Source organism: Paracoccus sp. KKT209 (assembly GCF_055635455.1).
This window is the reverse complement of record NZ_JBVMWB010000002.1, coordinates 231,519-245,327: the sequence shown is the minus strand read 5'-3', so window position 1 is coordinate 245,327 and position 13,809 is coordinate 231,519. Positions and strand designations below refer to the sequence as shown.

Genomic DNA, 13,809 nt, shown 5'->3' with positions numbered 1-13,809 from the left:
ATGGCGCCCCGGCCTTCGGCTGTCAGTAGCCCAGGTCCTTGCGGCGGTCGTATTCGCCCTGAGGATCATCGGCGGCGGTATAGAGCTTCGATTCCGTCTGGATGAACTTCGGCGGCTCGGTTCCGTCGGCCCAGTAGGCGGCCAGCGCATCAAAGGCCGGTCCGGCCATGTTGGGCGTCAGCTCGACCGTCGCATTGGCCTCGCCCGCCGCCATTGCCTGAAAGATGTCGGGCACGGCATCGATCGACACGACCAGGATGTCCTCGCCCGGCTTCAGGCCGGCCTCCTTGATGGCCTGGATCGCGCCCACGGCCATGTCGTCGTTATGGGCATAGAGCGCGCAGATGTCCTTGCCGCCATTCTCGGCCTGAAGGAAGCTTTCCATGACCTCCTTGCCCTGCGCGCGGGTAAAGTCGCCGGTCTGGCTGCGCACGATCTCCAGGTTGTCGTGGCTTGCGATTGCGGTCTCGAAGCCGGTCTTGCGGTCGATGGCGGGACTGGAGCCGGTCGTGCCCTGCAGCTCGACGATGCGGCAGTCCTTGCCGGCCACCTGATCGGCCAGCCACTGACCGGCCACCTCGCCCTCGTGGACCAGGTCCGAACCCACGGCGGTCAGATACAGGTCCTCGCTGCTGTCGACCTTGCGGTCCAGCAGCACGACCGGGATCTCGGCCTCCTTGGCCTCTTCCAGAACCGAATCCCATCCTGTCGCCACCACGGGGGCCAGCAGGATCGCGTCCACGCCCTGCGCGATGAAGGACCGGATCGCCGCGATCTGGTTTTCCTGCCGCTGCTGCGCGTCCGAGAATTGCAGCTGGATGCCGCGCTCCTCGGCCTGCTGCCGGGTCAGCGTGGTTTCGGCGGCGCGCCAACCGGATTCCGACCCGATCTGGGAAAAGCCGACGGTCTCTCCCTCGGCCATCGCCATCGTGGCGGACATCGCCAAGGCTGCGGCCGAGGTCATCAGGAATGCTCTTCTCATCTTTTCCTCCTCCTTGTTGGTCGTTGTCGCGCGCCCGTCTCCCTCAGTCGCGCAAGTCTTTCGGCAGCAGGGCCTCGGGGATGTTCTGGAAGCAGACCGGCCGCAGGAAGCGGCGGATCGCCAAGGTCCCGACACTGGTCGCGCCGAAATTCGTCGATGCCGGGTAGGGGCCGCCATGAACCATGGCATCCGCAACCTCGACGCCCGTGGCCCAGCCATTGGCCAGCACCCGGCCCGCTTTGCGTTCCAGCACCGGCATCAGCCGGGCGGCCAGCGGGGTGTCCCCCTCCTCCATCTGCAGGGTGATGGTCAGCTGCCCCTCCAGGCCGCGCGCCACGTCCATCATCTCGTCATCAGAGGCCACCGTCACGATCAGGCCAAGCGGCCCGAAAACCTCTTCGCCAAGCGCATGATCGGCCAGGAAGGCGGCTGCGGTGGTGCGGAAAACCGCCGGCCGGGCATTGCGGCCTTCGCTGTCGGCGGCCATGACGGGCTCGGCCAGACCGGCGATGCGCGCGGTCCCGTCGCGATAGGCCGCCGCGATGCCGTCGGTCAGCATGACCTGCGCGGGGCTGTCCTGCAGCGCCTGCCGGGCCTCAGCGACAAAGGCGTCGGCGTCAGCTTCGGGCAGGACCAGCAGGCCGGGATTGGTGCAGAACTGTCCTGCGCCCATGGTCAGGCTGCCGACCCAGCCCTGCGCGATCTGCGCCCCCCGCGCCTGCAGGGCATGGGACAAAAGGAAGCAAGGGTTGATGCTGCCCAGTTCGCCAAAGAACGGGATCGGCTCGGGCCGGGCCGCGCAGAGGTCGAACAGCGCCCGCCCGCCCCGCAGGCTGCCGGTGAAGCCCACGGCCTTGATCAGCGGATGCTGGACCAGCGCCTGCCCGACCTCGTGGCTGTCGCCATGGAGGAAGGAAAAGACGCCACCCGGCATGCCGCATTTGCGGATGGCGGCATGGATGGCCGTGGCGATGACCTCTCCGGTGCCGGGATGGGCCGGGTGGCCCTTCAGGACCACCGGGCAGCCCGCCGCCAGTGCCGAGGCAGTGTCCCCGCCGGCCGTCGAGAAGGCCAGGGGAAAGTTCGAGGCGCCAAAGACCGCCACGGGGCCGATCGGGCGCTGGATCATCCGCAGGTCCGGGCGCGGCAGCGGCTGGCGGTCGGGCAAGGCGGCGTCATGGCGGCGGTCCAGATAGGCGCCGTCGCGGATGTGGCTGGCGAACAGCCGCAGCTGACCGCTGGTGCGGCCGCGCTCGCCCTGCAGGCGCGCCTCGGGCAGGCCGGTTTCCTGCGTGCCGATGCGGGTGATCTCCTCGGCGCGGGATTCGATCTCGTCGGCGATGGCCTCCAGGAAGGCCGCGCGCTGTTCGCGGCTGGTTGCCGCAAAGGTCGGGAATGCCTCCTCGGCGGCACGGACGGCACGGTCCACCAGGTCGGGCGTTCCCGAGGCGAACTCATGTGCCGGCCCCTGCGCCGGGGAGGAATAGAACCGGCTCTCGCCGCCCAGCCATTCGCCCGCGATCAGGTGCTTGCCATGGGGAGTATAGGTCATCGGTGTTCCTTCAGAATTCGAACGGATCGACGGTGGAGCGTCGACCCAGGGTGAATGCGTCGGCGACCAGCACCATCGGCGCCAGATCGACATCCGCGCGGCCTTGGCGCACAAGCTGCGCCATGTGTGCATAAAGGGCGGGATATTCGCCCATGATGCTGTCCTGCCCCCCGGCGGCCTTGCCGTCGATCTCCAGCACGTTGCCGCCGCTGCGCAGGGCCAGGTGGCCCCGGTCGGTCCGGAACTCCATGTCCCAGGTCTGCGGACCTTCCTGGCGAAAGTCGAAATCGGCCTCGATCCCCTGCGACAGGGACAGGCGGGCCGCGATGGGCGCCTGGCGGTTGGCCGGGACGTCCAGTTCGGCGCCCAGCAGGTGGACGGGACGGGGCAGGATCTCGGTCAGGATCGACAGGGCGTTGATGCCGGGGTCGAAAACGCCCATACCCCCCGCTTCGAAGATCCAGTCCTGGCCCGGATGCCACTTGCGCACGTCCTCGCGCCAGGTGATCCGGCCGTCCAGCACGGTCCGATCGGACAGCCATGCCTTTGCCGCCGCGACCGCGTGGGCCATGCGCGAATGCCATGTGGCAAAGATCGTGACGCCCGCGGACTGCGCCATGCCCTGCAGGGCATGCACTTCGGACAGGGTCGCGCCGGGGGGCTTTTCCAGCATCAGGTGGCGCCCCGCCTTCAGCACCGCCACCGCCGCCGCAAAGCGCGGCACCGGCGGCAGGCACAGGCTGACAGCCTCGACATCGGGATGCGCCTCCAGCATGTCGGCGATGTCGCCGAAGGCGGGAACGCCGGGCACCGAGCCATGCCGCGAGACCGTGGCAGCCAGGGTCCAGTCGCCGCTGGTGGCAAGCGCCGGGACATGCTGGTCCAGCGCGATCTTCCCGATGCCTGCAAGCGCGATTTTCATCAATGGCTGTCCTTTCCGACGTCGTTTCCGCGGCATCCCTTGAGGAAGTCCATGTCTGCGCCGGTGTCGGCGCCCATGACGTGCTGCTGGTGGAGCCAGGCATAGCCGCTGGTGGGGGGATCGGGCAGGGGCTGCCAGGCGGCCAGGCGGGCGGCCAGCTCGGCCTCGGGGATGTCCAGGTGCAGGCGGCGGGCGGGGACGTCCAGCTCGATCATGTCGCCCGAGCGCACCACCGCCAGCGGGCCGCCGGCCGCGGCCTCGGGCGAGGTGTGCAGCACCACCGTCCCATAGGCCGTCCCCGACATCCGCGCGTCCGAGATGCGCACCATGTCGGTCACGCCCCGGCGCAGCACCTTGGGCGGCAGGCCCATGTTGCCGACCTCGGCCATGCCCGGATAGCCCTTGGGACCGCAGTTCTTCAGCACCATGACGCAGGTCTCGTCGATGTCGAGGTCCTCGTCCTCGATGCGCGCCTTGTAGTCGTCGATGTCCTCGAAGACGACCGCGCGGCCGCGATGGACCAGCAGATGCGGGCTGGCGGCCGAGGGCTTCAGCACCGCCCCGGCAGGCGCCAAGTTGCCCTTCAGCACCGCGATGCCGCCCTGCGCCGTCAGCGGCCGGTCAACGGGCAGGATCACCTCCTCGTTCCAGTTCACGACGTCGCGGACCTCGTCCCAGATCGTCATGCCGCTGACCGTCAGCGCGTCCCGGTGCAACTGTCCCGCCTCGGCCAGGCGCTTGATCACCACCGGCAGGCCGCCGGCATAGAAGAACTCCTCCATCAGGTACTGGCCCGACGGCATCAGGTTCACGATCGTGGCCACGCCGCGGCCAAGCCGGTCCCAATCGTCCAGGGTCAGGTCGACCCCCACCCGTCCGGCCATGGCCAGCATGTGGATCACCGCGTTCGTGGACCCACCGATGGCGCCGTTCACGCGGATCGCGTTCTCGAAGGCGTCCCTGGTCATGATGTCCGAGGGCTTGAGGTCGTCCTTGACCATCTGCACGATCCGCCGCCCCGACATCTGCGCCATCACCCGGCGGCGGCTGTCCACGGCCGGGATGGCGGCATTGCCCGACAGCGCCATGCCAAGCGCCTCGGCCATCGAGGCCATGGTGCTGGCCGTGCCCATCGTGTTGCAGGTCCCGGACGATCGCGACATGGAGGCCTCGGCCTCCAGGAACTCGTCCTGGGTCATCAGCCCGGCCTTGACCGCCTCGCTGAAGCGCCACAGATGCGTGCCCGAGCCCACCCGCTCGCCCCGGAAATGCCCGTTCAGCATCGGCCCGCCGGTCACCACGATCGAGGGGATGTCGCAGGAGGCCGCCGCCATCATCAGGCTGGGCGTGGTCTTGTCGCAGCCGACCAGCAGCACCGCCCCGTCCATCGGCTGGCCGCGGATCGTCTCCTCGATGGCCAGCGCCGCCAGGTTGCGAAACATCATCGCGGAAGGGCGGAAGGTGTTCTCGGAGGCGGAAAAGACCGGCACCTCGACCGGAAATCCGCCCGCCTCCCACACGCCCGCCTTCACCTTCTCGGCCAGTTCGCGCAGGTGGCCGTTGCAGGGGGTCAGCTCGGACCAGGTGTTCAGGATGCCGATAATCGGGCGCCCGTCGAACAGGTCATGGGGATAGCCCTGGTTCTTCAGCCAGCCGCGGTGATAGATCGTGTCGCGCGAATTGCCGCCATACCATTCCTGCGAGCGCAGTCGGCGGGGCCAGGGGGCGGGGGTAAAGCTCATCGTCGGACCTCAGAGGGCGGCGACCGCGACCGGGGTCGGGTCGGCATCATGTTGCAAAAGCGGGTTCTGCAGCGGCAGGCCGAAATCGGGGCATTCGATCCGGAAGATGTCGCCCGCCCGCGCGGTGATCCCGTCGGCGAATGACAGCGTGGCGGTGCCGAAGAAATGCACATGCACGTCGCCCGGCTGGCGGAACAGGTCGTACTTGAAGTGGTGGTGCTCCAGGTTCGCCAGGCTGTGGGACATGTTCGCCTCTCCCGACAGGAAGGGCTTTTGCCAGACCGTGGCGCCGTCGCGGACCAGGCTGCTGGTGCCCTCAAGATGCGCGGGCAGTTCGCCCACCCGCAGTTCGGGGCCGAAGCTGGCCGGGCGCAGCTTGGAATGCGCCAGCCACAGATAGTTGCCGCGCTCGGTCACGTGGTCCGAGAACTCGTTGGCCAGGGCAAAGCCCACCCGCAGCGGCCGCCCGTCCGGGGCGATCACGTAAAGGCCCGCGATCTCGGGCTCCTCGCCCGCATCCTCGGCAAAGCCGGGCGAGACCAGCGGCCCCCCCGGCGCGACCGCGGCATGACCGTTGCCCTTGTAGAACCATTCCGGCTGCGCGCCGATGCCGGCCGCGGGCTTGCCGCCCTCCAGCCCCATGCGGAACATCCTCATGCTGTCGGTCACGTTCTCGGCCAGGCTCTCGGCCGCGCCCTGGTGCATCGCGTCGCGCGTCGCGGCCGAACCCAGATGCGTCAGCCCGGTGCCCGTCAGGTGCAGATGCGCCGGGTCGGGATGATCCAGCGGCACAAGCAGCCGACCCGCCTCCAGCGCCGCGACCAGGTCGACCGCCGCGCCCCGGCCCCGCGCCTCGATCTCGGCCCCCAGCCCGCGCCCCGCCGCATGCGCCGCCAGCGCCAGATCCCGCGTCGAGGACACCCCCCGCACCAGATGCGCCCCATCATCGCCCCGCACCGCAACGCCACGCGTCCCGTCCTCAAGCGTCAGCTGCGAAAGCCACATCTCAGGCCTCCCGGTTCTTGTTGTCATTGTCAAAAATCCAGCCGCCAGAGAAGCCGAGCCTCTGGCCGTTCTCCGATGTCACGTGGCTGTCCTTGTTTTCCCCCTGCCCATTGTCCGGGCATGAAGGAACCATAGCAACTGCCGGACATGATGGTAAAATGAAAAAATCCGCCATCCGCATATCAGAAACGGCATCTGCCTTCGGAAATGGCCACCTTCCTGTCGCTCCGCGCGCCCGAAGATGCGGCGGAGACGACGGCAGTCAGGCCAGGGCGCGCCGCTCCAGCAGGTCTTGATAAAGGTCGACGATCCGGGCGGCTTTTGCGTCCCAGGTGAACTGGGTCTGGACCTGATGTCGCGCTGCCGCGGCCTTTGCGGTCAGGACGGAAGGGTCCTCCAGCACCCGTGCCAGCATCGCGGTCATGCCTGCGGTGATTTCTGCGCGGGTGCCGAGGGGGATGGCAAAGCCGACCTGGTCCGTCACCAGTTCTCCGGGCCCGGCATAGTCGACCACCATCGGCACCACCCCCAGGGCCATTGCCTCCAGAACCACGCCGCCGCCGAATTCCCGGATTGAGGGGAAGGTCAGCAGGTTCGCCGCCGACAGGATCTCCTGCACCCGGTGATGGGGCAGCGCGCCGTGGAAGGTGACCTTGTCCTGGATCCCGATCCGGGCCGCCTGCTCGCGCAATTCGCCCAGCATCGGCCCGTCGCCCACGACGTCCAGCACCATCCGCCCATCCCGCGCAAAGGGTGCGATGGCGTCCAGCAGGATCTGCGGTCCCTTGTAGGGGACCAGCCGCCCGACAAAGCAGGCCCGCAGCGGAAGGCCCAGGTCCTGCCGCGCGACCAGGTTGAAGCGTGACGGGTCGATGGCGTTTTCGGGCAGCCAGACGATCTTGTCCCGGAACGCCGCGGGAACCTCGCTGGCGGTGTGGCGCGAGCCGGCGATGATCAGCGACGCCGCCGACAGCGTCCGGCGGATCTGCGGGTTCAGCTTGTAGACCCCGCGGATGTAGGACAGCCACTCGCGCTCGCGCCGGCGCTCGGCCTCGAAGCCCTTGGGCCAGGGCACGCCCCCGTTCAGCGGCCCAAGGACGAAGGGCACCCCCGCCGCCGCGACCTTGGCCGCCACAGGCGACGAGGCCGTGGGCGACAACGGCGTGATCCGATGGACGATGTCATAGCGACCGGCCCGGATGTCGGGGCCGAACCGCTGCCACAGGAGCCGTTCGAAATAGGGATAGCTGAGCGCCGCGATGGCGGACACTGTCGTCCAGCCACGCCCCTTGCCCATGCGCAGCACCTCGGCCAGCCGGTAAAGCGGCGCGGCCACGGCTTCGCTGTCGATGGCGGTGAAGTCCCGGTCCTCGATCAGGCCCGCCCGCAGGAAGGCATCACGGTTGCGCACCTGGGTCACGATATGCACATCCGCCCGCTGACGCAGCGCCGAGGCCAGCGACCAGCCCACCAGCGGGACCGACACCCATTCCGGATTGGCGGCTTCCGCTATGACAAGAACACGGGGTCGAAACGGGGACATGAAAAACGCTTTCCAAAGGTGCTTGATACCGCCGGGCCAAACCCCGACAATCAGCGCGACAGTAACGCAGGCTGCGGGTCGAAACCATGTTCATCATCGCCGGCCTGTGCCGCCTGTCACATCCAAGCATGGAGAGGGGCCGGCCCTCGGGCCGCGGCTGTCGGAGGAATCATCGGTGACACTTGGATATATGGTTCCGGAGTTCCCTGGCCAGACGCATGCCTTCTTCTGGCGAGAGATCGGCGCCATCGAGGATGAGGGAACGCCGGTCAGGATCTATTCCACCCGTCGCCCCGCACCGGGATCCTGCCCCCACCCCTTTGCCGCCGAGGCTGCCGCTCGCACGACCTATGTCTTTCCGCCCGGCATCGGCGCCACCGCCCAGCTTGCGATCCATCCCCGGCGGATGATGCAGGCCGTCGCCTATGTCAGATCACTGGCCGAAACCCCTGCCAAGGACCGGGTGAAGCTGATGGCCCTCATCCCCTCGGCGGCGGCCCTGGTCCAGGACGCACACCGTCACGGGGTGTCGCATGTTCACATTCATTCCTGCGCCAATGCCGCCCATCTGGGCGCGCTGGCGCAGATCATCGGCGACCTGTCCTACAGCCTGACCCTGCATGGCGACCTGCCCGTCTACGGCGTGGACCATGCGGCCAAGATGGCGCGCGCGCGCTTCGTGGCGGCCGTCACGCGTCCGCTGGCGCAGCAGATCGCCGAGGTCAGTCCGGCGACAGATGCCCCGGTCATCTGGATGGGCGTCGATTGCGACAGGTTCCGGCCAGCCGCACGGCCGGCGAACGCGATCTTCACCATCGCGACCGTCGCGCGCCTGAACCACATGAAGGGCCATTGCTATGCTCTTGGCGCCGTGGCGATGCTGAGGGACCGGGGCATTTCTGTCCGCTACCGGATCGCCGGCGATGGTCCGGACCGAGCGGAGATCGAGGAAGAGGTCGCGCGGCTGCGCCTGTCCGACCAGGTCCAGATGACCGGCGCCCTGGGAGAGGCCGACGTCCTCACCCTGCTGCACGAGGCGGATGCCCTGATCCTCAGTTCCTTCGGCCAAGGCGAAGCCGCGCCCGTAACGGTTATGGAAGCGATGGCCTGCGGCTTGCCCGTGATCTGTTCGCGCATCGGCGGCACCCCTGACATGATCACCGACGGCGTCGACGGGTTCCTGGTTGAGCAGCGCGATATCGCGGGCATCGCCGCATGCCTGTCGCGCCTGATTTCGGACCCTGACCTTGTCCGCGGGATGGGTCATGCGGCCCGACAGACTGCCTTGGACCGATTCGACCGCCGCCTGAACGCCCGCCTCCTGCTGGACATGATCCGTCACGGGTGAGAGATTTTTCGCCGGCTGTGGCACAAAGGCGCCGCTGCGGCTGGCAAGAGGCGTGCCACGTCGCGGGCCGGATATCCCGGGGGTACACTTAATGTCCGCTCTAATGCGGAATATCGCTTGGCCGGATAGCAGTTCTTGCGACTTCTCGCGCGTTCGTGGCGAGCCGGAAATTTCTTAACGCTTCCCTAATCATCTTGCCCTAGTTCCCGAGGAAGGAATTTTCACAAGAGGCGGGAACAATGCCGACGATCTGGGGAACGAACAGTGACGAAGCCCTGCGGGGCACAAGCCAGTCCGACGTCGTCTGGGGTCTGGAAGGCCTCGACACCTTCTACTGGCGCGACGGGATGGGCAACCATACCTATCACGGAGGAACCGGCGGCGAGCGGTTCGACGCGAACCCCTACAGCCCCGGAAATCCGGGTGGCGACCGGCTGTTTTTGGACGGAAGCCGCGGCGCGACCATCACCATGTCCGCGACCGACAGCGGCCAGGTGCGGATTGGCGGGAACAGCTTGGACTTCACCGGCATCGAGCGGCTCCATGGCACCTCGGGTGACGACTTCGTCTTCGCGCGAGACGCCGGAATGAATGCCAGCGGCCGGGGACTGCCGGGCCACGGCATTTCCGTCTTCACCGGGGCGGGCAACGACAGCATCATCGGTTCGCGTTACGACGACATCATCGACGGCGGGTCCGGGAATGACACGATCCGCGCCTTCACGGGTGACGACTTCATCCACTCCAGCACCGGGAACGACCTGATCTATGGCGGCGCCGGCAACGAGAACATCCGGTGGGGCAACGGTGACAGCCTGCACAACCCGGGCAATGACACCATCTACGGCGGCTCGGGGAACGACCTGATCAACATCTGGATCAAACGCGGTGACCTCAACCCCCAGAACGACGCCGTGGGGATCGAGGGGGCATCGGTCACCATCAACGCGATCAACGCGGGCGGCAGCTTTGCAGGAACCGCCAGGTCGGGCGTGTTCGACACGGCAAGCCTGCGCTTCGCCGGTTTCGAGCTGGGCTGGACCCATGCCGGAAACGATACGGTTGATGCCTCCGGTGCCAATGTCTCGTCGACCGGCATCGGCGTGAATTTCAACACGCGGTGGGGCAACGACCGGCTGATCGGCAGCTTAGGCGACGACACCCTCGACGGCTGCGAGGGCAGCGACACGATCCGTGGCGGTCAGGGCGACGACCTGATCTGGGCCGGCGGCGGGACCAGTGGCGACGGATATCGCGACGTGCTGAACTTCCGCTCAGGTGACGGACGGGACACCGTCTACGGCTTCGAGGAGGGCCTCGATGTTCTTGATCTGGGGGGGCGGCGCTATTCCGTCACGCAGACGCAGGACGGGACGATGCTGAACCTGGGGGGCGGTGACAGCGTCCTTCTGGATGGGGTTTTCGACTTTACCTGACCGCGGACCGGGAGCCTTTCCTGGCTCCCGGAACCCTTTGCCATCCGAAGCACCTGGGAAGATGTCTGAAGGGGCGGCTCAGCCGCCGCCCTGCAAGACGATGGTGGCAGCCAACGCCCCGCCAGCGCCCAGAATGACCAGACTTGTCACGTCCCGGAAGCGTTGCACCAATTGCGCCCGCGTCGATGGCCGATAAAGCGACATGGAGATCGGCTCGACTCCCAGGAACTTCTTGACCTGGGAGCGCGTTCGCAAAACCGGCCGCGCCATTTCGAGGGCAAAACCGCTCAGAAGCGAGAGGGCGAGGCTGAGGCCCAAGCCCAGCACCGCGACCCGCCGCCTGCCCGAACTCATCGGATACTGTGCCTCGGTCGCGCTTTCCAGAAGCACCATCTGCTGCCCGTAATCGCCCGAAACCAGACGCTGATCCAATTGGGCCTGCGACAGGCGCTCGGCGATGGCGGCGCGGGGCACTTCCAGCGCCGCCTGCTGCCGCGCATAGTCAGCCAGCTGTTCCGATACCGCCGGGATCCCGGCGATATGGGCCTTGACGATCGGCAGTCTCCGCTCGACATCCGCACGTTCAAGTTCGAGAGCAGCGACCTGGTCGCGGATCAGGTTGACCTGCCGGCTGAGTCCGGGCGCAAGTAGTTGCTGCTCCCCCGCACGCAAGGAGGCGATCTCACGCTCCAGCCGCTGCACCTCGGGATGGTCGGGTGCTAGGGTCCGCCGAGCCTGCGCCAGATCCACCTCGAGGACGCGCAGTTGCTGGGCGACCGGCGCCGGCCGTCCCGTTTCGGCGGTCCCGACTTCCAGGGCCAGACGCTCCCGCTCCAGCTCCTGCAGCGATCGGATCAACTCCGAGCGCTGGCTTTCCAGCCGCGTCTGCTCGGCCATCAGATATTCCAGGTTCTCCGGCATCCGCTCGACATTGGCGTTCCTGAAGGCGGCAACCTCCGCCTCCAGCGCGGCAATCTCCTGCAGCACGCGCCGGTCCTCGGATTCCAGCGTGTCGATCAGTTCGGCCAACCGCCTGCCACGGGCCTGCGCATTGCCGGACAGGATCTGGCGCGAGATGTCGTTGGCAAGATTGGCGGCATCGGCCGAGCGGCCGGCCCGCACGGTCACCTGCATGGCCGAGACGTCCATCTCGGCGCCCGGAATTCCCCCGACTGCGGGAATGAAGTTGATCCGGACATCCTCGCGGAACTGACCCACCCGCTGATCCTCGCTCAGGTCGGGCGCAGCGTCATAAAGGTTGTAGCGCGACATCATGTCCAGCACATTGCTGCGCGCCATGATCCGCTGCTCGATGAGGCGCAGCCGGTTGGCCGTGTCCTCGCTGTCCAGCCCCCCGCTGAGCAGGGTGGGCTGGACCTGGATCACCGCGATCGACTGATAGGCACGCGGCAGCGCCATGGCCATCATCAGGGCGGCCAGGATACAGATTACCAGTATGGCGGCCATCACCGGACCCCGGCGCCGCAGCATTCCGATGAACTCGTGCCATCCGACTATCGGTCCCATTCAAGCCTCGCCATCATGCAGGAACAGCCCCAGCAGGGGGCAACTGGGGGTCACATAGGCCTCGCATCGGCGCAGATCGGCCGCCCTGTCCTTGCGGCCGTCGATGGCCAGCAGCACCGACTGGACCAGCGGCAAAGCCGCCAGCCCGGCGTCGCCTTGGAGGACCGGGGGCAGGTGCAGGATCGTAAAGTGCGGCGCCAGCGAGGTCTGGGCGACTTCCAGTTCCATGCGGAAGGTCTGGTCCAGCAGCAGCGTCGCAGCTTCGGCCGCCGGTGCATCGATCGTGACGAGAGCCAACTGCTCTGTCAGGCGCGCCATGTGAACCCTCTGCCGCGCCGCGGGGGCGGGCTGCCCAAGGCGCGCCCGGATCGGCTGGCGCGAAAAATCCAGATCGACCAGCACCACCCGTCGCTCGGGGCGCCGCGCCTCGGACAGGGCCAGGTTCAGGGCCGTCAGAGGCGCCGCCGGGCCCGGCCGTGCCTGGCTGACGCCGATGCGGTTCCAGTTGCGCGCGCTTGCCTCCGGCAGGACGCGCGTTCGCAGCAGATCATAGGCTTCCGCCCGGTCGGGATTTTGCGCGTCGGCGATGGCCGCACGCAGGCCTGCCTTTTGCGGCAACTCGATCCGGGGCAGGTCCGCCCATGTCTGCGCCTGCAGGTTGCTGTGACTGCCAGCTCCGTCCATACCCAATTTCTTTCTTCCGTCCCGTCAATCTTTCGTATCATATCGCCTTGTGCATTGCATGAAGCAGATCAGATTGTCCGCAACTTCCAACACATCCGTCAAAAACAATATCGTGGCCGCAGTCGTGATCGGCCGCAATGAGGGAGAGCGGCTGAAAGCCTGTCTTTCGGCTTTGTCCGACCAGGTCGGCCGCATTGTCTACGTTGATTCCGGATCCACGGACGGCAGTCCGGATCATGCGCGCGCACGGGGTGCGACCGTGCTGTCGCTGGACATGTCCCTGCCCTTCACCGCCGCACGTGCCCGCAATACGGGTCTGGCCGCGCTGGCCGGTGATCCCCCTGACTTCGTGCAGTTCCTGGACGGCGACTGCGTGCTGCAGCCCGAATGGCTGCCGGCGGCGCTGACCGCATTGCGCGGCGATCCGGGTCTCGGCGTCGTCGCCGGCCGGCGGCGCGAGATCCATCCCGACCGCTCGATCTATAACCGGTTGTGTGATGCGGAATGGGACACGCCCGTCGGCGAGGCGCGCGCCGTGGGTGGCGACATGCTGATCCGCTACGAGGCAGTCATGGGCGTCGGGGGATTTCGCGACTCGCTGATCGCCGGAGAAGAGCCCGAGATGTGCGTGCGCCTGCGGGCGGCAGGGTGGCGCATCAGCCGGCTTCCGGTCGAGATGACCCGCCATGACGCCAACATGATGCGCTTTGGCCAATGGTGGCAGCGCAGCAAGCGGGCCGGCCATGCATTCGCCGAAGGCGCGGCGCTGCATGGCGCCCCGCCAGAGCGGCATTGGCGCACCGAGACGCGCCGGGCCCTGGCCTGGGGCTTGGCCCTGCCTGCCGCGGCCGTGCTGGGGGCGATCTTTCTGCACCCTCTGCTGCTGCTGTTGCTGCTGGCCTATCCGGCGCAATACCTGCGCCTCGCGCTTCGCATGGGGGCCGCGCCCGCCTTCTTCTCCCTGCTGGGAAAGTTCCCAGAGGCGATGGGCGCCCTCAACTTCTACCGCAACCGACTCGGCGGCCGGCGCGGGGCGCTCATCGAATACAAGTAGGGCAACCGGCCGCG

General features: G+C 67.5%; 12 protein-coding genes. 3 read left to right on the top strand and 9 right to left on the bottom strand.

The annotated features are described in order from the left end of the window. Positions 1–22 precede the first annotated feature (22 nt). The 7 genes from ytfQ to ACZ2G3_RS17160 all read right to left on the bottom strand — a co-directional run bounded on the left by ytfQ (position 23) and on the right by ACZ2G3_RS17160 (position 7,746). Entirely contained in the window at positions 23–982 is a 960-nt protein-coding gene (gene ytfQ, locus ACZ2G3_RS17190; RefSeq protein ID WP_470399241.1) for a galactofuranose ABC transporter, galactofuranose-binding protein YtfQ, read from the bottom strand. A 43-nt stretch (positions 983–1,025) separates the two neighbouring features. Next, positions 1,026–2,534, bottom strand: a complete 1,509-nt coding sequence (locus ACZ2G3_RS17185) for an aldehyde dehydrogenase (NADP(+)) (protein WP_470399240.1) — start codon at positions 2,532–2,534, stop codon at positions 1,026–1,028. Positions 2,535–2,544: 10 nt separating this feature from the next. After that, entirely contained in the window at positions 2,545–3,456 is a 912-nt protein-coding gene (locus tag ACZ2G3_RS17180; RefSeq protein WP_470399239.1) for a Gfo/Idh/MocA family protein, read from the bottom strand. After that, complete coding sequence (gene araD, locus ACZ2G3_RS17175; protein WP_419271709.1) at positions 3,456–5,198, bottom strand: L-arabinonate dehydratase; 1,743 nt, start codon at positions 5,196–5,198, stop codon at positions 3,456–3,458. Before araD ends, ACZ2G3_RS17180 begins: the two co-directional genes overlap by 1 nt. A 9-nt stretch (positions 5,199–5,207) precedes the next feature. Further along, entirely contained in the window at positions 5,208–6,203 is a 996-nt protein-coding gene (gene araD1, locus ACZ2G3_RS17170) for an AraD1 family protein (protein ID WP_470396775.1), read from the bottom strand. Between the two features lies 1 nt (position 6,204). Then, positions 6,205–6,378 (bottom strand): hypothetical protein, encoded by a 174-nt coding sequence (locus ACZ2G3_RS17165; RefSeq protein WP_470399237.1) that lies wholly within the window; start codon positions 6,376–6,378, stop codon positions 6,205–6,207. An 87-nt stretch (positions 6,379–6,465) separates the two neighbouring features. Next, a complete protein-coding gene (locus ACZ2G3_RS17160; protein WP_470399236.1) occupies positions 6,466–7,746 on the bottom strand; it encodes a glycosyltransferase in 1,281 nt (426 codons plus the stop codon). A 175-nt stretch (positions 7,747–7,921) separates the two neighbouring features. Here ACZ2G3_RS17160 and ACZ2G3_RS17155 point away from each other — a divergent pair, with 175 nt between their 5' ends. Continuing rightward, on the top strand, positions 7,922–9,094 hold the full coding sequence (locus tag ACZ2G3_RS17155) for a glycosyltransferase family 4 protein (protein ID WP_470399234.1): 1,173 nt from the start codon (positions 7,922–7,924) through the stop codon (positions 9,092–9,094). A 239-nt stretch (positions 9,095–9,333) separates the two neighbouring features. Continuing rightward, positions 9,334–10,530, top strand: a complete 1,197-nt coding sequence (locus ACZ2G3_RS17150) for a calcium-binding protein (protein ID WP_470399232.1) — start codon at positions 9,334–9,336, stop codon at positions 10,528–10,530. Between the two features lie 78 nt (positions 10,531–10,608). On the opposite strand, the gene ACZ2G3_RS17145 is transcribed toward ACZ2G3_RS17150, so the two are convergent. Together ACZ2G3_RS17145 and ACZ2G3_RS17140 are read right to left on the bottom strand one after the other, a co-directional pair. Continuing rightward, on the bottom strand, positions 10,609–12,057 hold the full coding sequence (locus ACZ2G3_RS17145) for a GumC domain-containing protein (RefSeq protein WP_470399230.1): 1,449 nt from the start codon (positions 12,055–12,057) through the stop codon (positions 10,609–10,611). Then, complete coding sequence (locus tag ACZ2G3_RS17140; protein WP_470399229.1) at positions 12,058–12,741, bottom strand: P-loop NTPase family protein; 684 nt, start codon at positions 12,739–12,741, stop codon at positions 12,058–12,060. It lies immediately after the preceding gene. A gap of 73 nt (positions 12,742–12,814) precedes the next feature. Here ACZ2G3_RS17140 and ACZ2G3_RS17135 point away from each other — a divergent pair, with 73 nt between their 5' ends. Continuing rightward, complete coding sequence (locus ACZ2G3_RS17135; RefSeq protein ID WP_470399228.1) at positions 12,815–13,795, top strand: glycosyltransferase family 2 protein; 981 nt, start codon at positions 12,815–12,817, stop codon at positions 13,793–13,795. The last annotated feature ends 14 nt before the right edge of the window (positions 13,796–13,809 follow it).

Bases quoted from the DNA above. Each gene is read 5' to 3' on its own strand.
- ACZ2G3_RS17160 (WP_470399236.1), bottom strand. From the start codon at position 7,746: ATGTCCCCGTTTCGACCCCGTGTTCTTGTCATAGCGGAAGCCGCCAAT.
- ytfQ (WP_470399241.1), bottom strand. From the start codon at position 982: ATGAGAAGAGCATTCCTGATGACCTCGGCCGCAGCCTTGGCGATGTCC.
- ACZ2G3_RS17185 (WP_470399240.1), bottom strand. From the start codon at position 2,534: ATGACCTATACTCCCCATGGCAAGCACCTGATCGCGGGCGAATGGCTG.
- ACZ2G3_RS17140 (WP_470399229.1), bottom strand. From the start codon at position 12,741: ATGGACGGAGCTGGCAGTCACAGCAACCTGCAGGCGCAGACATGGGCG.
- ACZ2G3_RS17180 (WP_470399239.1), bottom strand. From the start codon at position 3,456: ATGAAAATCGCGCTTGCAGGCATCGGGAAGATCGCGCTGGACCAGCAT.
- ACZ2G3_RS17145 (WP_470399230.1), bottom strand. From the start codon at position 12,057: ATGGGACCGATAGTCGGATGGCACGAGTTCATCGGAATGCTGCGGCGC.
- araD1 (WP_470396775.1), bottom strand. From the start codon at position 6,203: ATGTGGCTTTCGCAGCTGACGCTTGAGGACGGGACGCGTGGCGTTGCG.
- araD (WP_419271709.1), bottom strand. From the start codon at position 5,198: ATGAGCTTTACCCCCGCCCCCTGGCCCCGCCGACTGCGCTCGCAGGAA.
- ACZ2G3_RS17150 (WP_470399232.1), top strand. From the start codon at position 9,334: ATGCCGACGATCTGGGGAACGAACAGTGACGAAGCCCTGCGGGGCACA.
- ACZ2G3_RS17165 (WP_470399237.1), bottom strand. From the start codon at position 6,378: ATGGCGGATTTTTTCATTTTACCATCATGTCCGGCAGTTGCTATGGTT.